Annotated in this window: 20 protein-coding genes and 1 pseudogene; 5 read left to right on the top strand and 16 right to left on the bottom strand. The window is 70.2% G+C overall.

Translation table 11 applies throughout. The annotated features are described in order from the left end of the window. Nucleotides 1-36 precede the first annotated feature (36 nt). From ACSMXX_RS04155 to ACSMXX_RS04130, 6 genes and pseudogenes are all read right to left on the bottom strand, one after another. Nucleotides 37-440: pseudogene (locus ACSMXX_RS04155) on the bottom strand (helix-turn-helix domain-containing protein); the annotation flags it as partial. 35 nt (nucleotides 441-475) lie between these two features. Continuing rightward, complete coding sequence (locus tag ACSMXX_RS04150; RefSeq protein WP_473182676.1) at nucleotides 476-1,357, bottom strand: alpha/beta fold hydrolase; 882 nt, start codon at nucleotides 1,355-1,357, stop codon at nucleotides 476-478. Between the two features lie 17 nt (nucleotides 1,358-1,374). Beyond that, a complete protein-coding gene (locus ACSMXX_RS04145) occupies nucleotides 1,375-2,040 on the bottom strand; it encodes a TetR/AcrR family transcriptional regulator (protein WP_473182675.1) in 666 nt (221 codons plus the stop codon). A gap of 84 nt (nucleotides 2,041-2,124) precedes the next feature. After that, nucleotides 2,125-3,357 carry a S1 family peptidase gene (locus ACSMXX_RS04140; RefSeq protein WP_473182674.1) on the bottom strand — a complete coding sequence of 411 codons (1,233 nt, stop codon included), beginning with the start codon at nucleotides 3,355-3,357 and terminating at the stop codon, nucleotides 2,125-2,127. A gap of 307 nt (nucleotides 3,358-3,664) precedes the next feature. Next, nucleotides 3,665-4,501 (bottom strand): aldo/keto reductase, encoded by an 837-nt coding sequence (locus tag ACSMXX_RS04135; protein ID WP_473182673.1) that lies wholly within the window; start codon nucleotides 4,499-4,501, stop codon nucleotides 3,665-3,667. A gap of 113 nt (nucleotides 4,502-4,614) precedes the next feature. Further along, on the bottom strand, nucleotides 4,615-6,441 hold the full coding sequence (locus tag ACSMXX_RS04130; RefSeq protein ID WP_473182672.1) for an AMP-dependent synthetase/ligase: 1,827 nt from the start codon (nucleotides 6,439-6,441) through the stop codon (nucleotides 4,615-4,617). Between the two features lie 304 nt (nucleotides 6,442-6,745). Here ACSMXX_RS04130 and ACSMXX_RS04125 point away from each other — a divergent pair, with 304 nt between their 5' ends. Next, nucleotides 6,746-7,768: a bile acid:sodium symporter family protein gene (locus ACSMXX_RS04125; protein WP_473182671.1), complete on the top strand. Its 1,023-nt coding sequence runs from the start codon at nucleotides 6,746-6,748 to the stop codon at nucleotides 7,766-7,768. A 53-nt stretch (nucleotides 7,769-7,821) separates the two neighbouring features. Here the strand turns inward: ACSMXX_RS04125 and ACSMXX_RS04120 are convergent, their stop codons facing one another. The 9 genes from ACSMXX_RS04120 to ACSMXX_RS04080 all read right to left on the bottom strand — a co-directional run bounded on the left by ACSMXX_RS04120 (nucleotide 7,822) and on the right by ACSMXX_RS04080 (nucleotide 18,606). Beyond that, nucleotides 7,822-9,708 carry an exo-alpha-sialidase gene (locus ACSMXX_RS04120; RefSeq protein WP_473182670.1) on the bottom strand — a complete coding sequence of 629 codons (1,887 nt, stop codon included), beginning with the start codon at nucleotides 9,706-9,708 and terminating at the stop codon, nucleotides 7,822-7,824. Between the two features lie 275 nt (nucleotides 9,709-9,983). Then, entirely contained in the window at nucleotides 9,984-10,856 is an 873-nt protein-coding gene (gene fdhD, locus ACSMXX_RS04115) for a formate dehydrogenase accessory sulfurtransferase FdhD (RefSeq protein WP_473182669.1), read from the bottom strand. A 222-nt stretch (nucleotides 10,857-11,078) separates the two neighbouring features. Then, nucleotides 11,079-11,951, bottom strand: a complete 873-nt coding sequence (locus ACSMXX_RS04110) for a 2Fe-2S iron-sulfur cluster-binding protein (protein WP_473182668.1) — start codon at nucleotides 11,949-11,951, stop codon at nucleotides 11,079-11,081. Beyond that, the gene (locus ACSMXX_RS04105) at nucleotides 11,948-13,678 is read right to left on the bottom strand and encodes an NADH-ubiquinone oxidoreductase-F iron-sulfur binding region domain-containing protein (RefSeq protein ID WP_473184620.1); all 1,731 of its coding nucleotides are present in this window, start codon (nucleotides 13,676-13,678) and stop codon (nucleotides 11,948-11,950) included. The genes ACSMXX_RS04110 and ACSMXX_RS04105 overlap by 4 nt, the downstream gene beginning before the upstream one ends. A 26-nt stretch (nucleotides 13,679-13,704) precedes the next feature. Then, nucleotides 13,705-13,950 (bottom strand): hypothetical protein, encoded by a 246-nt coding sequence (locus ACSMXX_RS04100; RefSeq protein WP_473182667.1) that lies wholly within the window; start codon nucleotides 13,948-13,950, stop codon nucleotides 13,705-13,707. Between the two features lie 8 nt (nucleotides 13,951-13,958). Beyond that, nucleotides 13,959-15,911, bottom strand: a complete 1,953-nt coding sequence (locus ACSMXX_RS04095; protein ID WP_473182666.1) for a molybdopterin oxidoreductase family protein — start codon at nucleotides 15,909-15,911, stop codon at nucleotides 13,959-13,961. After that, nucleotides 15,908-16,885, bottom strand: coding sequence for a 2-dehydropantoate 2-reductase (locus tag ACSMXX_RS04090; RefSeq protein ID WP_473182665.1), 978 nt, complete (start codon nucleotides 16,883-16,885; stop codon nucleotides 15,908-15,910). The genes ACSMXX_RS04095 and ACSMXX_RS04090 overlap by 4 nt, the downstream gene beginning before the upstream one ends. A gap of 165 nt (nucleotides 16,886-17,050) precedes the next feature. Beyond that, nucleotides 17,051-17,218 (bottom strand): MFS transporter small subunit, encoded by a 168-nt coding sequence (locus ACSMXX_RS04085; RefSeq protein WP_473182664.1) that lies wholly within the window; start codon nucleotides 17,216-17,218, stop codon nucleotides 17,051-17,053. After that, the gene (locus ACSMXX_RS04080) at nucleotides 17,215-18,606 is read right to left on the bottom strand and encodes an OFA family MFS transporter (RefSeq protein ID WP_473182663.1); all 1,392 of its coding nucleotides are present in this window, start codon (nucleotides 18,604-18,606) and stop codon (nucleotides 17,215-17,217) included. Before ACSMXX_RS04080 ends, ACSMXX_RS04085 begins: the two co-directional genes overlap by 4 nt. A gap of 200 nt (nucleotides 18,607-18,806) precedes the next feature. Between ACSMXX_RS04080 and ACSMXX_RS04075 the strand changes: the two genes are divergently transcribed. Then, entirely contained in the window at nucleotides 18,807-19,022 is a 216-nt protein-coding gene (locus tag ACSMXX_RS04075) for a hypothetical protein (protein WP_473182662.1), read from the top strand. A gap of 117 nt (nucleotides 19,023-19,139) precedes the next feature. On the opposite strand, the gene ACSMXX_RS04070 is transcribed toward ACSMXX_RS04075, so the two are convergent. Continuing rightward, complete coding sequence (locus ACSMXX_RS04070) at nucleotides 19,140-19,838, bottom strand: class I SAM-dependent methyltransferase (RefSeq protein ID WP_473182661.1); 699 nt, start codon at nucleotides 19,836-19,838, stop codon at nucleotides 19,140-19,142. 242 nt (nucleotides 19,839-20,080) lie between these two features. Here ACSMXX_RS04070 and ACSMXX_RS04065 point away from each other — a divergent pair, with 242 nt between their 5' ends. From ACSMXX_RS04065 to ACSMXX_RS04055, 3 genes are all read left to right on the top strand, one after another. Next, on the top strand, nucleotides 20,081-20,758 hold the full coding sequence (locus ACSMXX_RS04065; protein WP_473182660.1) for a GntR family transcriptional regulator: 678 nt from the start codon (nucleotides 20,081-20,083) through the stop codon (nucleotides 20,756-20,758). 367 nt (nucleotides 20,759-21,125) lie between these two features. After that, entirely contained in the window at nucleotides 21,126-22,307 is a 1,182-nt protein-coding gene (locus tag ACSMXX_RS04060; RefSeq protein WP_473182659.1) for an ROK family transcriptional regulator, read from the top strand. A gap of 226 nt (nucleotides 22,308-22,533) precedes the next feature. Further along, nucleotides 22,534-24,096 (top strand): sugar ABC transporter ATP-binding protein, encoded by a 1,563-nt coding sequence (locus ACSMXX_RS04055; protein WP_473182658.1) that lies wholly within the window; start codon nucleotides 22,534-22,536, stop codon nucleotides 24,094-24,096. The last annotated feature ends 41 nt before the right edge of the window (nucleotides 24,097-24,137 follow it).

Below are 24,137 nucleotides of genomic sequence, written 5' to 3'. Positions count from 1 at the left end.
CAGTTGTCGACGCGCAGCGGCGTCACTGTCGCGGGCAGCGATGATCCGTTGAGGCTCACGGTTGACCTCGCCACCCGGGTCGATGAACGCCTGCGGTTCAGGCCAAGCTGCGCGAGCAGGCGAGTGACGGTGCGGGGACTGACCAAGGTGCCGTCCCGCTGGAGCTCGAACGCGATGCGAGACGCCGACCGACCACTTGTGCTCCCATCCCATCGATTCGATCCGCTCGACCACAGAACCATCGGTCGCGGGCGGTTGGCGTGATGGGGTTGACGAGCGGTCGACGAGGCCGAGGTCTCCGAACTGGCGGTAGCGTTTCACCCGCTTCGACGCGGTAGCTCGCGAGATCCCCATCTCGGCTGCACTTGAGCAATCGGGCGCGTGCGGCGACGCTCGACCAGTCGTTGCCGCCCCTCAGGCGTTAGGGGGCCTGTTCCGATGGGTCACGGTGTGAACGCCCGCAGCATGGAGCCGACTATCGGGTCAGGAGTTGTCGTACGAACGCGGCGACGCGGGTGGGCTTCTCTTCGGCCATGAAGTGGCCCGCGTCGATCGCTTCGTAGGTGAAGTCGGGTGCCCACGCGCCCCAGATCTGGGTGGGGTCGAAACCGAGCTGGCTTCCCCAGTCTTGGGAGATCGCCGCGACCGGCATCGTGAGTTGGGTTCCGTTGGCGCGGTCTGCTCGATCCATGTCGAGATCGATGCTCGCGGTTGCCCGGTAGTCGGCGACGATCGATGGCACAGCGTTCGACGAAGCCTGTACGTAGTGCTCTCGAAGCTCAGGCGAGAAAGTCGTCCCGGTGGGATCCCAGGCGTCGAGGAACGATGAGAAGAACTCGTCAGCCACGGCGCCGATCATCTTCTCGGGCAGTCCTTTGGGCTGTGCCATGAGGTAGAGGTGCCAGGCGACTTTGGCGTCGACGCCGCGCAGGACGTCCCACGTGTCCATCGTCGGAAGCACGTCGAGGATGCCGATGTGCGTGATCGTGTTGGGGTGGTCAAGGCCCGCGCGGACGGAGACGAGTGCGCCACGGTCGTGACCGACGATCGCGAAGCGGTCGTGCCCGAGCTGTGCGACGGCCTCGACGACGTCTGCGGCCATGGAGCGCTTCGAGTAGGTGTCGGGAGAGGCTTCGCCGGGCTTGTCGCTATCGCCGTAGCCGCGGAGATCCGGCGCGATGACAGTGTGGTCGTGGCTGAGGTCTTGGGCGACAGCGCTCCACATGCGGTGCGTCTGCGGGAATCCGTGCAGGAGGACGATGGGTGAGCCTTGACCTGCGTGGGCGACGTTGAGTTTGATCCCGTCAGATCCGCTGATGCGGTCGTAGGTGAAGCCGGGGATGGTGAGGTCGGTCATAGTGGTGGGTCCTTCGTTCACTGATTTTGAGCGGGGGCGGCAGGGGTAGGGCGGCCGGAGAAGATGCCGTGCTGGCCGGCGTCGATGCCGCTTTGCAACGCGGGGATGAGGATGGAGTCGACCAGCGCTTCGCGATACGCCTCGTCAGTGGTGAGGCCGTTGAGCTTGCGAATGACGAGCACCGCCGCCGCGACCTCCTCGTACGCGAACGGGTCGGCAGATGCCGGGAGTTCGCCTCGGTCGATCGCGGCTTGCAAAGCGGCATCCGTGAGCCGAGCACCCGTGGGACCGGCGGATTCCTCGATGTGCTGGCAGAGTTCGGGATCTCGAAGGCCCGCTTGCAGGATCGTGAGGCTGACCGGCGAACCGGCCTCCATCGTGGCCTCCAGCCGGCCCAGTAGCTCGAGCAAGTCTCCACGGAGAGAACCGGTATCGATGGGTTCAGGCCTGTTACCGGCAGCGGGGCCGGCCTTGATCGCCGCGACCACCATTTCCTGCTTCGTCGCCCAGCGACGATACAAGGTCCGTTTCGAGGCCTGAGCTCGACGGGCCACTTCCTCGAACGTCACCCCATCGATGCCTGCCTCACTCAATAGCGAAAGCACGACGCTGAGGATCTCGGCTTCTCGGCCTTCGTCGCGAGGGCGCCCCGGTCGCCTCGGCTCATAGATAGGATACGACACGGGTCGTATCCTATCTATGAATGGCCTTCGGCTCTAGTCGCAGCCCTCGAGCGGCTCTGTCAACAACTTCATGGCCAGCAACAGCTAATCGGTGCTCAGCGTCAGGCCGTACTCGGAGAGGGGTTCCGCCACGGGCTGGTAGTAGGTCGTACCGCCCGTCGAGCAGTCGCCCGAGCCTCCCGACGTCGTGCCCTGCGCCTGGTCGCCGGAGATGAACGGGCCGCCCGAGTCGCCGGGTTCGGCGCACACGGACGTACGGGTCAGGCCCCGCACGGTGCCCTGCTTGTAGGTGACCGTGGCCTCGTGCTGCTCGATGGTTCCGCAGCGCCAGCCGCTGGTCGACCCGGAACGGCAGACCGAGGAACCGGCCGGGACCTCCTTCGATCCGGCGACCGACAGGTTCGCGGAGCCGGGGCCCTTCACATACGGCCTCGCCCGCCAGTCGCTGTTCGCCTCGACCCATCCGTAGTCGTCGCCGGGGAACGAGCGGGCCCGTACGGTGCCCTGCGCGGCCCGGTTGTGGCCGGTCGTCTTGCTGCCGGCGCTTCCGCAGTGGCCGGCCGTGACGAACCCGTCCGCGTCGCCCTTGGTGACCGCGAAGCCGACGGAGCAGCGGGTGGAACCGCCCGAGTAGTACGCGTCGCCGCCGCGCAGATCCTCGGCGTACGTGCGCGGCTTCTCGGCGGACTGCGTCACCCGCACCAGCGACGCGGACGCCCCGCTGCGGTTGAGGAAGTCCTTGGCGGCCCGGGGTTCGCCCGCCCGTACGATCACGCTGTTGGTACGCACGTTCACCGCCCACACCGCGGTGCCCCGCGGTGCGCGCTTCGTCGCCGAATTGTCCAGGGCGCGCTTCGCGGCCTCGAGGACGGCGAGGCTGTTGTCGACGACCTTCGGTGCGGCACCCGCGGCCTTGATCGCGGCGGTGTCGCCGCGGTCGGTGGTCCCCACGACCAGCTTCGACGTCGATCCCGTGACCCAGGCTCCCGCGTAGCGCGTCCCGAGCTTCTTGCGGAGCTTCTCCACGACGGCGACGGCGCGCTGCTCGTTGACGATCCGCTTCTTCGCGTCCGCGGTGGTGATGCCGAGGTCCTTGCTGACGCTCTCCAGCATGCCGGGTGCGATGTCCGGGACGGGCGTCGCGGCGTCTGCCGAGCCTGCGGCGCTCGCTGAGCCGGAGCCGGTTCTGGAACCGGACTGGGCGCCTGGCTCGGAGCCGGGCGGGGAGGGTTCACCCGCGGTCGCGGGCATCACGCCGAGGCCGAGGGCGCCGACGGCCACGGCCGTGACGGCGAGGACTGGGAGCTTACGGGGCATCGGTGCTCTCCTCGTGTCGCTGGTGCACAGGCGTTCTCGACCCAGGGGCCTCTCGTTTGGATCTGGCTGGATCACGATCCAGCCAGATCCAAACGACAGACCCTTGCCCCAGCGTCCGGCCGCCGCACGGGGCGCACCACCCGTGAGAGGGCCGGATGGAGGTACCGGAACGCCCGTACGAACACGGGCCCGTGCGGTGGCGGCCGTCGGTGCCGCGCGCGGTCGTGGTGAAATCACGGACGCCGCCGCCCGGTGTCCCGTGCGGCGGCGTCAGGCGGGCCTCGTGGCCCCGGGCCGGGCGGTCTGCTCAGCCCAGGAAGTTCATGTCGTCGGGGTCGTCGCCGAGCCGGGAGTCGGTGTTGAGCCCGGCGATGTCCTCCATGTCCCCGGCGTCGAGTTCGAAATCGAAGACGTCGATGTTCTCCCTGATGCGGGACGGCGTCACCGACTTGGGGATCACCACGTTCCCCGTCTGCAGATGCCAGCGCAGCACGACCTGCGCGGGCGACTTGCCGTACTTGCCGGCGATCGCGTTCAGCTTCGGCTCCTGCAGCAGCTCCTTGCCCTGCCCGAGCGGAGACCACGCCTCCGTCGCGATGCCGTGTTCGGCGTGGAAGGCGCGCGGCCCGCTCTGCTGCAGATGCGGGTGGAGCTCGATCTGGTTGACGGCCGGCACGGTGCCGGACTCCTTCAGCAGCCGCTGCAGATGCGACGGGTGGAAGTTGGAGACCCCGACGGCCTTGGCGCGGCCCTCCTGGTGGATCTTCTCGAACGCCTTCCAGGACTCGGCGTACTTGTCCTGCCGCGGCACCGGCCAGTGGATGAGGTACAGATCGACGTAGTCCAGGCCCAGCTTCTCCAGGGAGGCGTCGAAGGCTCGCAGTGCGGAGTCGTAACCCTGGTCGGCGTTCCAGAGCTTGGTGGTGACGAAGACCTCGTCACGGGGCACGCCCGACGAGGCGAGACCACGGCCGGTTCCACGCTCGTTTCCGTAGATGGCGGCCGTGTCGATGCTGCGGTAGCCGGCTTCGAGGGCGGTGCTCACCGCACTCGCCGCCTCGTCGTCGGGCACCTGCCAGACGCCGAAGCCGAGTTGGGGCATGACGCTGCCGTTGTTGAGGGTGATGGCGGGAACGCTGCTCACGAACGATCGGTCCTCACATGTCGACGAAGGATTCCGCTTCCACTCTGTCAACGATCACCTGGAGCAGGGCATTCCGGCGCGGGGCACTGCGCTGATGCGACCCCGGCGCGCGTTCACTGGTGGTACAGCGCCTCGATCTCGACCGCGTACGCCGTCTCGATCGCCTTCCGCTTCAGCTTCAGCGACGGGGTCACGTACCCCGCCTCCTCGGTGAACTGCGCGGCCAGTATCCGGAACGTGCGTATCGACTCCGCCTGCGAGACCTGCGTGTTGGCGGCGACGACGGCGCGCCTGACCTCCGTCTCCAGATCCGGGTCGCGTACGAGGTCCGTGGGCTTCAGCTCCGGCTTCTCGCGCATCTGGAGCCAGTGCGTGACGGCGTCCGGGTCGAGCGTGACCAAGGCGGAGACGTACGGACGGTCGTTGCCGACGACGATGCACTGCGCGACCAGCGGGTGCGCGCGCACGCGCTCCTCCAGGATGCCGGGGGAGACGCTCTTGCCGCCGGAGGTGACCAGGATCTCCTTCTTGCGGCCGGTGATGGTGAGGTAGCCGTCCTCGTCCAGGGCGCCGAGGTCCCCCGTCGCCAGCCAGCCGTCGTGCAGGGCCTCGTCGGTGCCCTTGGGGTTGTTGAGGTAGCCCTGGAAGATCTGGGGACCGCGGAGCCAGATCTCGCCGTCGTCACCGATGTGCACGGTGGTACCGGGCAGCGGGTGCCCGACGGTGCCGAACCGGGTCCGCTCCGGCGGGTTGAGCGTGGCTCCCGCGCTGGTCTCGGTGAGGCCGTACCCCTCGTAGATGCGCATGCCCACGCCGTCGAAGAAGAGCCCGAGCCGGCGCTCCATGGCGCTGCCGCCCGACATGGCGCCGCGGCAGATGCCGCCCATGGCCTCGCGCAGCTTGCTGTAGACGAGCGTGTCGAAGACCTGGTGCTTCAGACGCAGCGACGCGCTGGGGCCGGGCCCGGTGCGGAACGCCTTGTGCTCCAGGGCCTCCGCGTACCGCACGGCCACGTCCACGGCCTTCTCGAACGGGCCGAGCTTGCCCTCCAGTTCGGCCTTGCGGCGCGAGGACTGGAAGATCTTCTCGAAGAGATAGGGCACGGCCAGCATGAACGTCGGCTTGAAGCTCTGCAGGTCGGGCAGCAGCGCTTCCGCCGCCATGACGGGCTGGTGACCGAGCCTGACTTTGCCGCGTATGCAGACCAGTTGCACCATACGTCCGAAGACGTGCGCGAGAGGGAGGAAGAGCAGCAGGGACGGCGGCTCGCTCGGCTTGGAGCTGAAGACCGGGTGGTACTTGCCCTGGATGGCGTCGGCGTCGGCGAGGAAGTTCGCGTGCGTGAGCACACAGCCCTTGGGGCGGCCGGTCGTACCGGAGGTGTAGATGATGGTGGCGGTGGAGTCCGGGGTGACGGCGAGCCGGTGCCGGTGGACGACGTCGTCCTCCAAGTGGGCGCCGGCGGCCATGAGTTCCTTCTCCGCCTGGGCGTCGAGCTGCCAGAGCTTCTTCAGCTGCGGCAGGCGGTCGATGACGGAACCGACCGTCATCGCGTGGTCCTCGTGCTCGACGATGGCGGCCGAGACCTCCGAGTCGTGCATCATCCAGCAGACCTGCTCGGCGGAGGAGGTCGGGTAGATGGGCACGACGTGGGCGCCGATGGCCCACAGTGCGAAGTCGAGCAGCGTCCACTCGTAGCGCGTACGGGACATGATGGCGACCCGGTCGCCGAAGCGGACGCCTTCCGCCAGCAGGCCCTTGGCCATAGCCATCACCTGGTCGCGGAACTCCGCGGCGGTCACATCCTGCCACTCGCCCGCGGCGTCCTTGCGGGACAGGGCGACCCGGTCCGGGTCCTCGGTGGCATGATCGAAAACCGTGTCAGCCAGCCCGCCAACCTGGGGCGTGGGCGCCACAGCCGGGACGGTGAACTCGCGCAATGGGAATGCTCCTCGACGTGCAGTGCACAGCTGTGTGTGAGGCACAGCGCGCGGTGACCGTATCCGATGAAACAGCTGGCGGGGAGAGGTCCCGAACCCGGTCAACCGGTCATTTCGGGATGCATCGGAAGGCCGTCGTCAGGTTGTTGCAGATCGTACGAGTTTTCTGCACGGAACCTCCCCGAGTAAAGCAGCCGAAGGGCCCCGGGGAGAATGGGGCGGAGGAGATTCGTACGACGCCCCGCGCGGCACCCGGCCTGCGGCCGCCGCCACGAGGGTGCAACAGCACCGCCCCGAGGGAGACATGCGCCGACTGGCACAACTGGCCGACCCCTACATCGCTCTGCTTCTCGGCACCGTCCTCCTCGCAGTGTTCCTGCCGGCGAGCGGCGGCGTGGCCGACGGCCTCGGATGGGCGACCAAGGCAGCCGTCGGGCTGATCTTCTTCCTCTACGGAGCCCGGCTCTCCACCCGCGAGGCCTTCGACGGCATGCGCCACTGGAGGCTTCAACTCCTCGTCCTTCTCTGCACGTTCGCTGTCTTCCCGCTGCTCGGCCTGGCGACACGGGTGCTCGTCCCGTACGTGCTGACACCCGGGCTGCAGGCAGGGCTGCTCTTCCTCTGCCTGGTCCCCTCCACCATCCAGTCCTCCATCGCCTTCACCTCCGTCGCACGCGGCAACGTGCCCGCGGCCATCTGCGCGGGCACCTACTCCAGCCTCGTCGGCATGGTGGCCACTCCGCTGCTCGCGGCCTGGCTCGTCGGCGGTCACGCCTCGCTCGGCGCGGACGGGCTCGCCGGCATCGTCGGCCAGCTCCTGGCGCCCTTCGTGGCCGGGCAGCTGCTGCGGCGGTGGATCGGGAGCTTCCTCACGCGGCACCGCCGCATCCTCGGCTTCGTCGACAGGGGATCGGTTCTCCTCGTCGTCTACGCCGCCTTCAGCCAGGGCATGACCGAGGGAATCTGGGGCCGGATCACACCGCTGCGGCTGCTCGCCCTCCTGGGCGTCGAGGCCGTGCTGCTCGCGCTGATGCTGGGCCTCACCTGGTACGGGGCGCGCCGGCTGGGCTTCTCACGAGCCGACCGCGTCGTCTCCGTCTTCGCCGGTTCCAACAAGTCCCTCGCGGCCGGACTGCCCATGGCGAGCGTCCTGTTCGGGGCGCACGCGAGCCTCGCCGTGCTGCCGCTGATGCTCTTCCACCAGATGCAGCTCATCGTCTGCGCGTTCCTGTCGCGGCGCTGGGCGGGGAGGACGTCGCACGTGCGTGCCACCGGAGAGGCCGACCGCGGGGCAGCCGGGAGCCCGCCGCTCACCCGCACCCCGTAGACCGGCGGACGGTCCAGGGGCGCGGGCGGGCCAGGCGTGCGGGCGGGGGAGGCTCAGCGGCCCGGGCTGGGGGTCCCCCCAGCGGAGCGAGGGGGAGTACGGACCCTGTCCAGCGGAAGATCCAGCACCCGGTGCCCGCCGGCGGTGACCCGCACCTCGTCCAGGGCTCCCGTGAAGTGCGCCCGGCTGTCCACCTTCTGCCCCAGATGCACGCCGAACGGAGAGCCGACGCTCACCGAGCCCGGCACATCGGGCGCGGACACGCTCTCCCCGTCGACCGTCAGCCGCAACTGCCCGCCTCCGCGGCGCAGTTCCGCGCGATGCCACCGCCCGTCGTTGTAGGCGCCCGCCGTGGCCACCTGCGCGGTGGCGGCAGGTGCCGGGAGCCGCCGCGCCGTGACCGCTGCCGTGATCCGGCCGCCCGCCGGGTCCGCCACGAGACGCACCTGTGGCTGTGCCGTGCCGACGCCGCCCATCCACAGCAGGGGCCGCTCGCCCGTCTCCGCCGTGTAGCGGAACCACAGGCGGGCCGAGAAGTCCCGTTCGCCCAGCGGCAGTCGGCGGCTGAAGGGCAGCCGCACCGCGTCGTCGCGACCGTCGAACTCCAGGGCGCCACCGTGACGCCCGCTCACCTGGCCGGGCCCGCCGAGTACGGCAGCGTCCGCGGCGCCCGGTGCCTCGTCCGGGGTGGCCGGGTCGGGGCCCCGGCGGGGGCCGAGCCAGTCCTCGGTGAAGCGCGCGAACCGGATCTCGTCACGTGCGTCGGCCGCACCGCCTTCGTACAGCAGCCCGACCTCGCCGGTGGTGGCCTGCACCAGGTCGGAGTATCCGGACCAGTCGGCCGTCACGGTGCGGCCACGGTCCACGCCCTCCCAGGTCGCGCCCTCGTCGTAGGAGGAGCGGACGGACATGGTGCGGCGCCGGTCCGGGTCGGCGGGTGCGGACAGCAGCAGCCGGTCGCTGCCGCCCAGGCGCAGCACGGAGCCCTGCACCTGAGGCGTGTAGAGCCCGGGCAGCGTACGGAAGGGCGTCTCGAAGGACTCCCCGCCGTCCGCGCTGACGGCTGCGGCCCGGTGCCCGAGGTCGGTGCCCTCGGTCTCACGCGCACTTGCGAGGACCGCACCGTCGCGGCGTTCGTGAAGAGTCAGCTCCTGCGGCTTCTGACGGAAGGTCCCGTCGGCCGCGTACGGGTGGCTGTCCGTGGCGCCGCGGCGCCAGTTGCGGCCGCCGTCGTCGCTGAAGACCAGCGCCGCATGGTTCCGGGTGTTCCTCCCGTCCTGCCACGTCTCGGCGTTGACACCGAGGACGAGCCGTCCGGCGTGGCTGCCGTGGCTCAGCTGGAGACCGTGCCCCGGGCCGGTCGCGTACCAGGAGTTCCAGCCGTCCGGGCGGAGTTGCGCGGTCAGGTCCCGGGGCGGTGACCAGCTCTGCCCGTCGTCGTCGCTGTGCTGCAGGTGCGGGGTGCGGTCACAGGGCGACTCGCAGCTCTTGCCGTCGGCACGCCCGGCGTTGAAGGTCTGAGCGAGCAGGATCCGCCCGGTGCGGTGGTCCACCAGGGGCACCGGATTGCCGTGGGTGTCGCCGTCGCCGCGGCTGACCACGCGCAGCGGGCCCCACGTACGACCGCCGTCGGCCGACCGCTTGACGACGATGTCTATGTCACCGGCGTCGCCGCAGTCGCGTACCCGCCCCTCCGCGAAGGCGAGAAGCGTGCCCTTGGCCGTCCGTACGACGGCCGGGATGCGGAAGCAGCTGTAGCCGGTCTCGTCCGTGGCCTTGAAGAGCACCTGCTGGGTGAAGCCGGTGGCCCGTCCGGCCCGGTCCTGTCCCGGATGTGCGCCCGCCCGGTCCGGCACCGCGAGCAGCGACGCGCACAGGACGAGGAGGAGCCCGGCCCGGAGGGCGGCTCCGTCACGTAAGGCTGAGCAGGTCGACCTCATGCGCGCCCCTTTCCGCGGCCTCTCCGGTGCACCCCGGGAACAGCCGGCCCATGGATATCAGATGTCGGATGTCGGACATCCTTCCAAGTGCATTCCCGGTCGGGGTGGAAAGTACGTCTGCTGCAGGAGTCCGGAACCCGGGATCCGGACCCCGGAACCGGGATCCGGCACGGCTCGGAGAGACAGGGAGCCCTTCGATCACGGGGAAGGGCCCGGCCGGCGCAGGGGGCGCCTCCCGCCGACCGAGCCCCTATCCCGTGCAGCAGGCGAGACCGTCAGGCCCGGCCGGCCGTGGTGCGCAGGGCGAGCCGGTGCTCACCTGCGTACACGTTCATGGAGGAGCCGCGGAGGAAGCCGATCAGGGTCAGCCCCGTCTCCGTGGCAAGATCCACCGCCAGTGACGACGGCGCCGAGACGGCCGCGAGCACGGGGATGCCCGCCATCACCGCCTTCTGCGCCAGTTCGAACGACGCGCGTCCCGAGACCATCAGCACGGACTCGCGCAGCGGCAGCCCGCCCTGCTGCAGCGCCCGTCCGACGAGCTTGTCCACGGCGTTGTGGCGGCCCACGTCCTCCCGGACGTCCAGCAGCTCGCCCTCGGCGGTGAAGAGGGCGGCGGCGTGGAGGCCGCCGGTGCGTTCGAAGACCCGCTGGGACGCGCGCAGCGTGTCGGGGAGGGAGGAGAGCACGGAGGGTTCGAGACGCACGCGAGGCCCGGCGGGATCGTCGGGGTCCTCCGGGTTCTCGATGCTCCAGCGTGCGGTCGTACGGACGGCGTCGAGGCTCGCCTTGCCGCACAGGCCGCACGACGAGGTGGTGTATACGTTCCGCTCCAGGGCGATGTCCGGGACCGGGACGCCGGGTGCGAGGCGGACGTCGACGATGTTGTAGGTGTTGGAGCCTTCGTCGGTGGCGCCCGCGCAGTAGACGATGTTCGCCAGCTCCTCGGCCGCGCCGAGCACGCCCTCGCTGACGAGGAAGCCCGCGGCCAGCGCGAAGTCGTCACCGGGGGTGCGCATGGTGATGGCGAGCGGCTTGCCGTTCAGCCGGATCTCCAGCGGCTCCTCGGCGACGAGGGTGTCCGGGCGGGTGGAGACCGCACCGTCCCGGATGCGCAGCACGCGCCGTCGCTCAGTGACCCGTCCCATTCGGTCCGTCCTGTCGGTGAGTCCTGTCGGTGAGTCCCGTGGGGGCGGCGGTGCCGGCCGGGCCGCGGGGTGCCCGGGGCCGGCCGGAGTCCGCCGTCATCCGTCAGTGGATGTCCGTCAGCCGATGTCGGTCATCGGCAGTTGGAAATCCGTTATCTGTTATCTGTCATCTGCCGTCCGCGATCCGTCATCTGACATCCGTCATCTGCCGTCCGCGATGCCTCATGCGCCGGCCGTGTTCCCGCCACCGACGTGCTGATAGCCGAAACGGCCCTTGATGCAGAGATTGCCGTGCGTCACCGGATTGTCGAGCGGTGAGCTGACCTTGACGATTTCATTGTCCTGCACGTGGAGCGTGAGGTTGCAGCCCACACCGCAGTACGCGCACACCGTGGTCGTCTCGGTCTGCCGCTCCTCGTCCCACGTGCCCGCCTCCCGCATGTCGAACTCCGACTTGAAGGAGAGCGCACCGGTCGGGCACACCTCGATGCAGTTGCCGCAGTAGACACACGCCGAGTCCGTCAGCGGCGCGTCGTGCTCGGTGGAGATACGGGCGTCGAAGCCCCTGCCCGCCATGGAGATCGCGAACGTGTTCTGCCACTGCTCACCGCAGGCGTCGACGCACTTGTAGCAGAGGATGCACTTGTCGTAGTCCCGCACGTACAGATCGTTGTCGATCTTCGGCTGCTCGTTCATCGTGGCCGCGTCCTCGCCGAAGCGGTCCGGCTTCGCGCCGTACTCCTTGATCCACTCGGCGGCGCGCGGCGTCGTGGACAAGTCCGTGGCCGAGGCGAGCAGTTCGAGGACGATCTTGCGGCTGTGCCGGGCGCGCTCGGTGTCGGTGCTCACCGTCATCCCCGGCTCGGCCTTGCGCGAACAGGCCGGCGCGAGCGTACGGGCGCCCTCCACCTCCACGACACAGGCACGGCAGGCGTTCTTCGGTTCGAGGGTCTCGCCCTGACAGAGCGTGGGGATGTCCTTGCCCGCCGCGCGGCAGGCGTCGAGGATCGTGGCCCCTTCGGCGACGCGGGCCGGCTCGCCGTCGAGGGTGAACTCCACGAGACGTCGCGGGGGATCCAGCGGTACAGCGGTCATGCGTACGCTCCAAGTCGGTCGATGGCGGACTCCACGGCGTTCCACGCGGTCTGTCCCAGACCGCAGATCGAGGCGTCGCGCATCGCCTCTCCCACCTCGCGGAGCAGCTGGATGTCTTCGGCGGTGCCGGCGGTGCCGTCGGTCCCGTTCGCGGTCCCGTTCGCGCCGTTCTTTCCGTTCGCAGAGGGCCCGCCGACGCGCTCGGCGAGCCGGTGCAGCGCCTCCTCCTGCCGTACGGTGCCGATCCGGCACGGCACGCACTGGCCGCAGGACTCGTCGCGGAAGAACTCCGCGATGCGCAGCAGGATCCGCGGCAGCGGCACCGAGGAGTCCAGCGCGAGCACCACGCCGGACCCGAGCGTCGTCCCTGCCTCTCTGGTGCCCTCGAAGGTCAGCGGGATGTCCAGCTCGTCGCCTCGTACGAAGCCGCCCGCGGCACCGCCCAGCAGCACCGCGCGCAGTCCGTCCGCCGCACCCGCGAGGGAGAGCAGGTCGCCGAGTGTGGCGCCGAATGGCAGTTCGTAGATGCCGGGACGCTCGACGCTGCCGGCGACGCAGAAGAGCTTCGGGCCCGTGGACTTCCCGGTGCCGATCGCGGCGTACGCCTCGGCGCCCGACTCCAGGACGGTCAGCACGTTCACCAGCGTCTCGACGTTGTTGGCGGCGGTCGGCTTGCCGAACAGCCCTTTTTCCACCGGGAAGGGCGGTTTGGCGCGGGGCTCGCCCCGGTTGCCCTCCAGGGAGTTGAAGAGTGCGGTCTCCTCGCCGCAGATGTACGCCCCGGCGCCGCGCCGGATCTCGATGTCGAAGGCGTAGCCCTGGCCGAGCACGTCGTCGCCGAGCAGCCCGCGGGCGCGCGCCTGGGTGATGGCGTCCGTCAACCGCCGCAGCGCGCGCGGGTATTCGCCGCGCAGATAGAGATAGCCCTTGTGCGCGCCGGTGGCGTAGCCGGCGATCGTCATGGACTCGATCAGGGCGAACGGGTCGCCCTCCATCAGCACGCGGTCCTTGAACGTGCCCGGCTCGCTCTCGTCGGCGTTGCAGACGACGTAGTGCGGGTGGTCGGGCTGCGACGCCGTGGCCTGCCACTTGCGGCCCGTGGGGAAGGCGGCGCCGCCGCGCCCCACCAGCCCCGAGTCGGTGACCTCGCGCAGCACCCCGGCCGGGCCGAGGGCGAACGCGCGGCGCAGCGCCCGGTAGCCGCCGTTGGCGCGGTAGGAGTCGAGCGACCCGGGGTCGGCGACCCCGATGCGGGAGAGCAGTTTCAGCTCCGGGTCGCCCGCCTGCGGTACGGCCAGCGCGGCATCGGGCTCCTCGGCGGCGTCCTCGGGGGCGCGCGCCGCCGCCTCGACGGCCTCGGCGGTGGCGGGCGCGACGACGGCGGTGGCGTATGTCGCCTCAGCGGGGGCGGGCCCGCTCGGCGCCGGTGAACTCCCGTTGGGCGAGGCCCCGTTGGCGGAGACAGCCGCTCCGGGACCGGCCGCCGAAGGGCAGCCCTGCCCGGCCCGAATCGCGAGCGCCGCGGGTGCCCGTTCGCACAGTCCCAGACAGGGGCTGGGCTGCCAGACCGCGCCGTCGCGCGCCTCGCCCGCCGGGCCCAGGCGGCTCTCCACCTCGGCCTGGAAGGCGTCCGCGCCCGGCGCCGCCGCGCATGCGATGTCCGTACAGACATGCACGACGGTCGCCGGACGCGGACGCATGGAGAACATCGAGTAGAACGTCGCCACCCCGTAGGCCTCGGCCGGCGGCACCGTCAGCCTGCGGCACAGGTAGGTGAGCGCTCCTCGCTGATCCAGCCCACCCGGTCGTTGACCGCGTGGAGCCCCGGCAACAGCAGGTCGCGCCGCTCCCGTGCGTCCCGGCCGCCGACTGCCCAGCGCAGGTCGCCCGTAGTGCGGTCGTCCGCTCCTTCCCAGGCGCTGGGGGGCGGCCCGAGCAGGTCGTCGACGGCTGCCTTCTCCTCGTCCGTCGGCTTGCTGTCACCGAAGCGCAGATCCATCGCAGGACTCAGCTCCTCACGGCTGCCGCGACAGGCAGCTTCTCGATCCGTATCGCGGATGCCTTGAATTCGGCGGTACCTGCGATGGGGCAGTTGGCCTCGATGGTCAGCTGGTTGGTGTCCACCTCGTCCGGGAAATGCATGGTCATGAAGGCGAGGCCGGGACGCAGCCCGGGATCGATCCACACGGGCGCGACGACCGAGCCGCGCCGCGAGGTCACCCGCACCTCCTCGTCGGGGCTGACGCCGTAGAGCTCGGCGTCCTCGGGGCACAGCTCCACGTACTCGCCGCGGCGCAGCGGCGAGGCGAAACTCCCGCTCTGCACACCGGTGTTGTACGAGTCCAGGCGCCGGCCGGTCGTCAGCCGCAGCGGGTATTCCTCATCGGTCAGGTCGACCGGCGGGTCGTGCTTCACGATGCCGAACGGGGCCGGCATGCCGCGCCTGTCCGGGTCCGTCTCCCACAACCGCCCGTGCATGTAGGTCGGTTCCAGCTTCTCGGTGCTGGGGCAGGGCCACTGGATGCCCTGGTGCTCGGCGAGACGGTCGTACGTCATGCCGTAGTGGTTGGGCGAGACGGAACGCAGCTCGTCCCAGACCGCCTCGGAGTCGGCGAACTTCCACTCGTAGCCGAGCCTCGCCGCGATGTCGCAGATGATGTCGATGTCCTCGCGGGCCTCGCCGGGCGGGTCGACGGCCTTGCGTACGCGCTGCACGCGCCGTTCGCTGTTGGTCGTGGTGCCGTCCGTCTCGCACCAGGCGGCGGTGGCGGGCAGGACGACGTCGGCCAGTTCGGCCGTCTTCGTCAGGAAGATGTCCTGCACCACGAGGTGTTCGAGCATCTGCATGCGCTCGATGGCCTGGCCGCTGTCGGCCTCCGACTGTGCCGGGTTCTCCCCGATGCAGTAGACGGTGCGCAGCTCGCGGCTCTCCATCGCCTCGAACATCGCGGTGAGGTTGCGTCCGTGGCGCGGCTCCAGCGTGACTCCCCATGCGGCCTCGAACTTCTCCCGGGTCTCGGGGTCGAGGACGTTCTGGAACCCGGGCAGCCGGTCCGGGATGGCGCCCATGTCGCCGCCGCCCTGCACGTTGTTCTGGCCGCGCAGCGGCTGCAGTCCGGCGCCGTAGCGGCCGACGTGCCCGGTGAGCAGCGAGAGGTTGATCAGCGCCCGTACGTTGTCGGTGCCGTTGTGGTGCTCGGTGATGCCCAGCGTCCAGCACAGCTGGGCGCGTTCGGCGGTGGCGTAGGCGTGCGCGAGGTCGCGTATCGCCTCCGCCGGTACGCCGGTGACCTTCTCGGCGGCGCTCAGCGTCCACGGCTCGACCTCGGCCTTGTACTCCTCGAAGCCGGTCGTCGCCCGCTCGATGAAGGCGTGGTTCGCGAGGCCCGCGTGGATGATCTCGCGGCCGATCGCGTGGGCGAGGGCGATGTCCGTGCCGACGTTCAGACCGAGCCAGCTCTCCGCCCACTCCGCCGTGGACGTACGGCGCGGGTCGACGGCGTACATCCGTGCGCCGTTGCGGATGCCGCGCAGCACGTGCTGGAAGAAGATCGGGTGCGCGAAGCGGGCGTTGGAGCCCCACATCACGATCAGGTCGGTCGCCTCGACCTCCTCGTAGGAGGAGGTGCCGCCGCCGGAGCCGAAGGCCGCGGAGAGACCGGCCACGCTGGGCGCGTGGCAGGTGCGGTTGCACGAGTCGACGTTGTGCGTGCCCATGATGACGCGGGTGAACTTCTGCGCCACGTAGTTCATTTCGTTCGTCGCGCGGGCGCAGGAGAACATGCCGAAGGCGTCCGGGCCGTGCTCCGCCTTGATCCTGCGGAACCCCTCGGTCGCCTTCTCCAGCGCCTCTTCCCAGGTCGCCCTGCGCAGCGGCCCGCCCTTCTCGTCCCGCACCAGGGGGTGTGTCAGTCGCGGGTAGTCCGTCGACGGCGGTTTCCCGCGGTCGCGTTGCCTCATGCTGCGCTCCTTACGGTCTGTGCCAGCAGGTCGGTGACGGCGTGTATGGCGCAGAGCTTCGGCACGGGGGTGCCGGTCAGCGCGGCGAGTTCGACCACGGCGGCCAGGAGCACGTCCAGCTCCATGGGCTTGCCGCTCTCCAGGTCCTGGAGGGTGGAGGTCTTGTGTTCGCCGACGCGTTCGGCTCCGGCCAGTCGCTTCTCGACGGAGATCTCGGGGCGGCAGCCGACGGCCTCTGCCACTGCGAGTGTCTCGCGCATCATCGTCGTCACCAGCGCCCGTGTGTCCTGGTGGCGGCAGATCTGCGCCATGGTCGCGCGGGAGAGCGCGCTGAGCGGGTTGAAGGCGATGTTGCCGAGCAGCTTGATCCAGATGTCGTTGCGGATGTCGGCCTCGACGGGGCACTTCAGGCCCCCGGCCACCATCGCCTCGCTGAACGCCTCGCAGCGCGAGGAGTCGGTGGTGTCCGGCTCGCCGATGGAGAAGCGGGTGCCTTCCATGTGCTGTACGACGCCGGGCCCTTGGAGCTGCGTCGCGGCATAGACGACGCAGCCGATGGCGCGGTGCGGCGGAAGCACCTCGCTGACGGCGCCGCCGGGATCGACGCTCTCGATGCGACGGCCCTCGTAGGGCCCTCGGAGACCGTGGAAGTACCACCACGGAATGCCGTTCTGCGCGGCCACGACGGCGGTCTTCGCACCGAGCAGGGGATGCACCAGCGGCCCGCACGCCGCGTAGGAGTTGGCCTTCAGCCCCAGGAAGACGTAGTCGACCGGTCCTATGGCGGACGGGTCGTCGGTAGCGTGGACCCGTGCGGTGAAGTCACCGCGCGGGCTGAGGACCTGGACGCCGTTCTCCTTCATGGCGGCCAGGTGGGGTCCACGGGCTATGAGGTGCACGTCGGCGCCCGCGCGGTGCAGCGCTGCTCCGACGTAGGCGCCGATCGCTCCGGCGCCGACCACTGCGACTTTCATATCCGCTCTCCGTTCGGTTGAGGGGACCGAGCGTGGGATGGAACCTAAGATGGTCGACAGAATATTGTATACACTCGCCTTTGTGAACGGACAAGACACGTGCGGCAGTTGTGCCGCAGCGACTTCGCCCGAATTATCCCCTCGCGGGGGCCGAGGGGGAACCCGTCAGCCCCCGGTGAAGAGCTTCGTCACCTTGAGGATCAGCTCGTAGACCCCGTACGCCATGGGCACGCCGACCCAGAGCCAGGCGAGCGCGAACAGAGCGGTCGGGGGTGCGCCCGGGGCGGCCGCCGGCGCCGCGGCCTCGGGTGTGCTGTTCTCGCCGGTCGTCATCGCCCCGTCGCCTCCTTGCGCTCTGCGCCGCCCTCCTGGCCGGCGGCGGTCGCCGGCTCGGGCACGTGGTGTTTCGGATTCACGGGCCGGATCAGCTCGTTGGCGACGAAGCCGACGGCCAGCAGCCCGATCATGATGGACAGCGCGAGCCCGTAGAGCCCGGCGCCCGAACGGCCCGCTGCCTCCTGCGAGTCCGCGATCCAGTTGACGATCAGCGGTCCGAGCACGCCCGCGGTGGACCACGCGGTCAGCAGCCGCCCGTGGATGGCACCCACCTCGTACGTCCCGAACAGGTCCTTCAGATACGCCGGTACGGTCGCGAAGCCGCCGCCGTAGAAGGAGATGATGACGAGCGCGCAGCCGATGAACAGCGGCTTGGAGGAGTCGCCGAGCAGCACGATCCCCAGATACATCAGCGCCCCGACGCCCAGGTAGCAGCGGTACATGTTCTTGCGGCCGATGACGTCGGACGTGGACGACCACACGAAGCGTCCGCTCATGTTCGCGAGCGAGAGCAGGGCGACGAAGCCGGCCGCGGCAGCGGCCGAGACGGGGGCGGAGGTGTCCGCGAAGAAGTCACCGATCATCGGCGCGGCCTTCTCCAGGATGCCGATGCCGGCGGTGACGTTCATGCACAGCACCACCCACAGGAGCCAGAACTGCGGCGTGCGCACGGCGCTGCGCGCCGAGACGTTCGCGGTGGTCACCAGCGGCTTCTGCGACTGCTGCTCCTGCGGCTTCCTCCCGCCGGGCGGCTGCCATCCCTCCGCCGGTACGCGGACCAGCAGCACGCCGAGGGACATGAAGACCGCGTAGACCAGCCCGTGCACGAGGAACGCGGAGGCCACGCCGCCCTTGTCGGACCCGAAGCTCTCCAGCATCTGCGCCGACCACGGCGAGGCGATCAGCGCGCCGCCCCCGAATCCCATGATCGCGATGCCGGTCGCCATGCCGGGACGGTCGGGGAACCACTTGATCAGCGTGGACACGGGGGAGATGTAGCCGATGCCGAGGCCGATCCCGCCTACGAAGCCGTAGCCGAAGACCACCAGCCAGTACTGCCCGGTGGCGGCGCCCAGCGCGGCGAGCAGGAAGCCGGAGCAGAAGCAGACGAGAGAGACCGTCATGGCCCAGCGCGGCCCGTTGCGCTCCACGAGGGTGCCGCCGAACGCCGCCGAGAGACCGAGCATCACCATGCCCAGCTGGAAGGGCAGCGCGCTCGCCGTGCCGGAGAGGTTCAGGGACGACTCGAGCGCGGGTTTGAAGACGCTCCACGCATACGCCTGGCCGATCGAGAGGTGCACCGACAACGCGGCGGGAGGGATCAGCCAGCGGCTCCAGCCAGGAGGTGCGACGGTACGGGAACGGTCGAGAAGCCCAGGTGCCATGACCAGGGAGCGTAGGAAGTTGAAGGCCGGATGACCAGAGGCACGGACAGATTTCGTCGACTGTATGTGGCCGGGCCGCTGCGCCAGGACGGGTTGGGCCTAACGAGGGGTTGCATAACAGCTTAAGCGTGTCGTTCTTCATATTGGCATCCGAATGCGGACATTAGTGAGGTCAGCACCCCAGGAGAAAAGGATTCCTCATGCGATCTGTCATCCGTCCCGCCTTCGTAGGGCTCGCGGTCGTCGGCATGGCCTTCGCGGGCGCCGCTTCTGCTCAGGCCTGCGACGACGACTACTCCAAGGCCCCCTCCTCGGTCAGCATTGAGGACAGCTTCAACGAGGACAGCTACAACGAATTCGAGTTCAACAACAGCTTCAACAACACGATCGTCGACGGCGACTTCACCATCAACTGACCACGGTCGGTCCCGCGACGCGGGGCGGCGACGGCGACGAGCCGGGCCGCCCCGCTTCCGTGTGTCAGCGCCCCCGCGCCGCCCCCGGCTCCACCGGTGTGACCCCTTTTCAGCTCTTCAGCGCTTCACGCAGGTGTACGAGGCGTAGACGGAGCCGCGGAAGGAGGAGTCGGCGATGTCGAAACCCGTCGCGGCGAGCATCGGTTCGAACAGCCAGCGGAACGTGCTGTGTTCGGTACGGATGTGCTCCGCCAGCTCCTCGCGGGTGTAGGCGGTAACGGAATCCTCCGGCGCGTCCGCCAGCCAGCGCTCGAGGAAGGTCTCCGTCTCCTCGGGGGCGAAGTCGTAGATCAGGTCGTGCAGCCGGAGGATGCCGCCGGGCCGCAGCATCCCGGCGATGCGGCGGAGTGCCAGCACCTTCCAGAAGTCGGGGAGCTGATGCAGGGCGTGGCGCGTGAAGACCGCATCGGCCGGTGCTCCGGAGTGCTCGTAGGTGAGGAAGCCGCCCCGTATGCATTCGAGCGTGGCCGACCCGTCCGCCGCGGCGCGTTCGCGCAGCATCTCCCGCATCGCCGGGGAGATCTCGACGGCGACCACGCGGCCGAAGTGCCGCGCCGCCGGCACGGCGAACTGGCCGGTGCCGGCCCCGAGATCCACGACGACCGAGTCCGCGGAGAGTCCGTAGGAGCGCAGGAGTGCCAGGTCAGCGCCCGGGTCCGGGTGCCCCTGCTTGAGGTCGAAGCCGCTGACGAAACGGGCGTCGAGATGCTCGTGGCCTGCGTGTGCGAGTTCGTCCGGTATCCAGTCGCGGTCCATGGAAGGGGACACTGGCACGGCGAAGGGGCGCGACGCGCGCCGATTTCGGGTGTGCGCCGGGGTCGCACAGGGGGCCGCGTGGGGAGGGAACGGCGCGTGTGACGCGTCACAGAGGGTGGAAGATGGCCCATCACGTCGCCGTGGACGCACTGCACTCCGTAGACTGTATCCAATAGCCAGTCTCCATTTCCCTGTCACGGTACGCCGCGGGTCCAGGGTCCGCCGAGAGTCAGGAGTCGCACATGCTGTCCGCCGGTCTGCCGGAAGGCACCATGCCCAAGCTGGAGCGGCCGGGGCCCCTCCGGGAGCGGGTCTACGAGGCGCTGCTGGAGCTCATCACCACGCGCGCGCTCAGGCCCGGGCAGCATCTCGTCGAGAGCGAGCTCGCCCAGCATCTCGGTGTCTCCCGGCAGCCCGTACGGGAGGCGCTGCAGCGGCTGAACACGGACGGATGGGTCGATCTGCGCCCCGCGCAGGGCGCGTTCGTGCACGAGCCGACGGAGGACGAGGCCGACCAGCTGCTGACCGTGCGGACGCTGCTGGAGGCCGAGGCCGCCCGGCTCGCGGCCGTGAACGCCGACGCGGCCGGCGTCGCGGAGCTGGAGGACCTCTGCGGGCGGGGCGAGGCAGCTGTCGGCGGCGAGGAGGTGGAGAGGGTCGTGGAGGCGAACGCGGCCTTCCACGCCCGCGTGATGGCGCTGGCCGGCAACGCGGTCCTCGCCGAGCTGGCCCGTCAGGTCGACCGCAGGGTGCGCTGGTACTACACGCCGGTTGCCCGGCAGCGGGGCGCGCAGTCCTGGATCGAGCACCGCGAGCTGATCGCGGCCATCGCCGGGGGAGACGAACAGCGGGCCGCAGAGGTCATGCGGCAGCACACGGAGCACACGCGCCGCTCTTATCACGAGCGCGAGCGCGGCTGACGCTTCCGGCCGCGGGCCGCCGCTCCTCGGCTGGCTGGCCGGCCCTCCCCCCTTGCTCGTTTCCCGCCGTTTCTTCCTTGCATGTCTGTGTCCGGCCGTTGCCGGGCTGGGCCCGTGCCCTGCGTCGGCCGGACCTTTGTCCATTGCATGGAAAAAGTCGAATGGGTTTCTGCAGAACTTCTTCCCCATTGCGCAGACCGCTGGTACGTTCCCAGTCAATCCCCGGGGAGCGACCCACGCTCCGCGGGAGAGGTCGACGAGAAGTCCGGCCGGAGGCAGGGGAGTTGCCCGACCTGCCCGCCGGCCGGGTGGCTTCCCGAGAGCCGGCTGACGGTGTCCAGGGGAGGGGAGGGTGGCGGTGAGGCGCATGACTGCTCGGCCCGCGAACGCGCACCAGGCGCGACTGCTCCGCCTGCTGCGTGACGGCGGTCCGAACTCCCGCGCCGAACTGGGCGACCACGTCGACCTCTCCCGCTCCAAGCTCGCCGTGGAGATCGACCGTCTGCTGGAGACGGGGCTCGTCGTCGCGGACGGGCTCGCCGCCTCCCGCGGCGGCCGCCGCTCGCACAACGTGCGGCTCACGCCCGAACTCCGCTTCCTGGGCGTCGACATCGGGGCGACGTCCGTCGATGTGGCCGTCACCAACCCCGAGTTGGAGATCCTGGGACACCTCAACCAGCCGATGGACGTGCGCGAGGGCCCCGTCGCCGTCTTCGACCAAGTGCTCGCGATGGTCGGCAAGCTCCGGGACTCCGGCGTCGCCGAAGGCTTCGACGGTGCGGGGATCGGCGTGCCGGGTCCGGTGCGCTTCCCCGAGGGCGTACCGGTGGCGCCGCCGATCATGCCCGGCTGGGACGGTTTCCCCGTACGGGAGGCCCTCAGCCAGGAGCTCGGCTGCCCGGTCATGGTCGACAACGACGTGAATCTGATGGCCATGGGCGAGATGCAGGCCGGAGTCGCCCGCTCGGTGCGGGACTTCTTCTGCGTGAAGATCGGCACCGGCATCGGATGCGGCGTCGTGGCAGGCGGTGAGGTGCACCGCGGCACGACGGGCAGCGCGGGCGACATCGGGCACATCCAGGTCGAGTCGGAGGGCCGCCAGTGCCCCTGCGGCAACCGCGGCTGTCTCGAGGCCTACTTCGGAGGGGCCGCACTCGCACGTGACGCCGAGGCCGCGGCGCGCGACGGCCGCTCGGCCGAACTCTCCGCGCGGCTGGAGGCCGCCGGACGGCTGACCGCCGAGGACGTCGCCAACGCGGCCGCTGCCGGGGACGGCACGTCCCTCGATCTCATCCGCGACGGCGGGGCCCGCGTCGGCCAGGTCATCGCCGGACTCGTCAGCTTCTTCAACCCCGGGCTCGTCGTGATCGGGGGCGGTGTGACCGGGCTCGGCCACACCCTGCTCGCGAGCATCCGCACACAGGTCTACCGCCAGTCGCTTCCGCTGGCGACCGGCAATCTCCCCATCGTCCTGGGCGAGTTGGGCCCCGCCGCCGGCGTGACCGGAGCCGCCCGCCTCATCAGCGACCACCTCTTCTCCCCGGCCTGACCCGACTCCTCACGGCCCGGCTCGCGCCAGGCCTCCACGGCCGCAAGGCCCCGTAGCACAGCGCGTGCACCGCCCCGCACCACGGCACCCGTACGACGGTGCCGGCTCCACGGCATCCGCGGCGCCGGCTCCACGGCACCCCGCACCCGCAGCACCGGCACCAACCCCCCGCAAGTGCACCAGCACGGTCCCGCCTGTCCGTACGCAGTACGCACGGAGGCCCCGCATGGCTCCAGAGGTTCCTCAGTCTCCACAGGCTCCACTGCTGACGATGTCCCGCATCACCAAGACCTTCCCCGGCGTGCGCGCGCTGGACGGCGTCGACCTGGACGTGAACGCCGGCGAAGTGCACTGCCTGCTGGGCCAGAACGGCGCGGGCAAGTCCACCCTGATCAAGGTCCTCGCCGGCGCCCACCAGCCCGACGAGGGCGACATCCGCTGGCAGGGCGAGCCCGTGCGGCTGACCACGCCGATGGCGGCCATGCGTCTCGGCATCGCCACCATCTACCAGGAACTCGACCTGGTGGAGCACCTGTCGGTCACCGAGAACATCTTCCTCGGCAACGAGGTCTCCGCCCGCGGCTTCATCCGCGCACGCGACGCCCGTACCCGTGCTGCCGCGCTCCTGCGCCGCCTCGGGCACCCGGAGATCGACCCCGACATCACCGTCGGAGCGCTCCCGGCCGCAGGGCAGCAGATCGTCTCGATGGCCCGCGCCCTCTCCCACGACGTACGCCTCATCGTCATGGACGAGCCGTCCGCCGCGCTCGACCCGGATGAGGTCGCCAACCTCTTCCGCATCGTCGCCGGCCTGACGGAGGACGGCGTCGCAGTCGTCTACATCTCCCACCGGCTGGAGGAGATCCGCCGCGTCGGCGACCGCGTCTCCGTGCTCAAGGACGGCCGCGTCGCCGCTCGCGGACTCCCCGCACGCACCACCGAGACCCGGGAGTTCGTCGCCCTGATGACAGGGCGCGAAGTGCAGTACGCCTTCCCCGAACGCCCCGTCTCCGTCGAGCCGCCCACGGACCGCGTCCTGCGCGCGGCGCCCCGGCCGCCCGTGCTGTGCACCGAAGGACTCGCGCGCGAAGGCGAGTTCGCGCCCCTCGACCTCCAGCTGCACCCCGGTGAGATCACCGGCCTAGCCGGGCTCGTCGGCTCCGGACGCTCCGAGATCCTGGAGACCCTCTCCGGAGCCCGCCGCCCCACCGCCGGGCGCATCCTCGTCGACGGCAGGCCGCTGCGCCCCGGCGACGTCACCGCGGCCGTGCGGGCGGGCATCGGGCTGGCTCCCGAAGAGCGCAAGTCCCAGGCGCTGTTGATGCTGGAGTCCGTCACCAGCAACGTCTCCGTCTCCGCGCTGCCCCGCTTCTCCACCGGCGGCTGGCTGGACCGTACGCGCGAGCGCACCGAGACCCGCGCACGCACCCGCGGCCTCGCACTGCACCCCGACGACCCGGACCGGCCCGTGCGCACCCTCTCCGGCGGCAACCAGCAGAAGGTCGTCCTCGCGCGGTGGCTGCTGCGCGAGTGCCGGGTGCTGCTGCTGGACGAGCCCACCCGAGGCGTCGACGTGGGCGCGCGGGCAGAGCTCTACACCGTCATCCGCCGGCTCGCGGACTCCGGCGTCGCCGTCCTCCTCGTCTCCAGCGAGGTTCCCGAAGTCCTCGGACTCGCGGACCGGGTGCTGGTGCTGCGGGAGGGCCGCGTCGTGCACACCGCCCCCGCCCGGGAGCTCGACGAGCACCGGGTGCTCGACCTCGTCATGGAAGGGAGCCCTTCGTGTTGAGCCCAACCGGTGCCGAGGCAGGCGCCGATGCGGTCAAGGAG

This window comes from Streptomyces sp. DSM 116795, assembly GCF_055792905.1.
Note: the sequence above shows the minus strand (reverse complement) of the source record. Positions and strands in the feature narration are given on the sequence as shown.

Coding starts and splice junctions, on each gene's coding strand:
- ACSMXX_RS04150 (WP_473182676.1), bottom strand. CDS start 1,357: ATGACCGACCTCACCATCCCCGGCTTCACCTACGACCGCATCAGCGGA.
- ACSMXX_RS04140 (WP_473182674.1), bottom strand. CDS start 3,357: ATGCCCCGTAAGCTCCCAGTCCTCGCCGTCACGGCCGTGGCCGTCGGC.
- ACSMXX_RS04125 (WP_473182671.1), top strand. CDS start 6,746: ATGCGCCGACTGGCACAACTGGCCGACCCCTACATCGCTCTGCTTCTC.
- ACSMXX_RS04120 (WP_473182670.1), bottom strand. CDS start 9,708: ATGAGGTCGACCTGCTCAGCCTTACGTGACGGAGCCGCCCTCCGGGCC.
- fdhD (WP_473182669.1), bottom strand. CDS start 10,856: ATGGGACGGGTCACTGAGCGACGGCGCGTGCTGCGCATCCGGGACGGT.
- ACSMXX_RS04110 (WP_473182668.1), bottom strand. CDS start 11,951: ATGACCGCTGTACCGCTGGATCCCCCGCGACGTCTCGTGGAGTTCACC.
- ACSMXX_RS04100 (WP_473182667.1), bottom strand. CDS start 13,950: ATGGATCTGCGCTTCGGTGACAGCAAGCCGACGGACGAGGAGAAGGCA.
- ACSMXX_RS04095 (WP_473182666.1), bottom strand. CDS start 15,911: ATGAGGCAACGCGACCGCGGGAAACCGCCGTCGACGGACTACCCGCGA.
- ACSMXX_RS04090 (WP_473182665.1), bottom strand. CDS start 16,885: ATGAAAGTCGCAGTGGTCGGCGCCGGAGCGATCGGCGCCTACGTCGGA.
- ACSMXX_RS04085 (WP_473182664.1), bottom strand. CDS start 17,218: ATGACGACCGGCGAGAACAGCACACCCGAGGCCGCGGCGCCGGCGGCC.
- ACSMXX_RS04080 (WP_473182663.1), bottom strand. CDS start 18,606: ATGGCACCTGGGCTTCTCGACCGTTCCCGTACCGTCGCACCTCCTGGC.
- ACSMXX_RS04075 (WP_473182662.1), top strand. CDS start 18,807: ATGCGATCTGTCATCCGTCCCGCCTTCGTAGGGCTCGCGGTCGTCGGC.
- ACSMXX_RS04070 (WP_473182661.1), bottom strand. CDS start 19,838: ATGGACCGCGACTGGATACCGGACGAACTCGCACACGCAGGCCACGAG.
- ACSMXX_RS04065 (WP_473182660.1), top strand. CDS start 20,081: ATGCTGTCCGCCGGTCTGCCGGAAGGCACCATGCCCAAGCTGGAGCGG.
- ACSMXX_RS04060 (WP_473182659.1), top strand. CDS start 21,126: ATGACTGCTCGGCCCGCGAACGCGCACCAGGCGCGACTGCTCCGCCTG.
- ACSMXX_RS04055 (WP_473182658.1), top strand. CDS start 22,534: ATGGCTCCAGAGGTTCCTCAGTCTCCACAGGCTCCACTGCTGACGATG.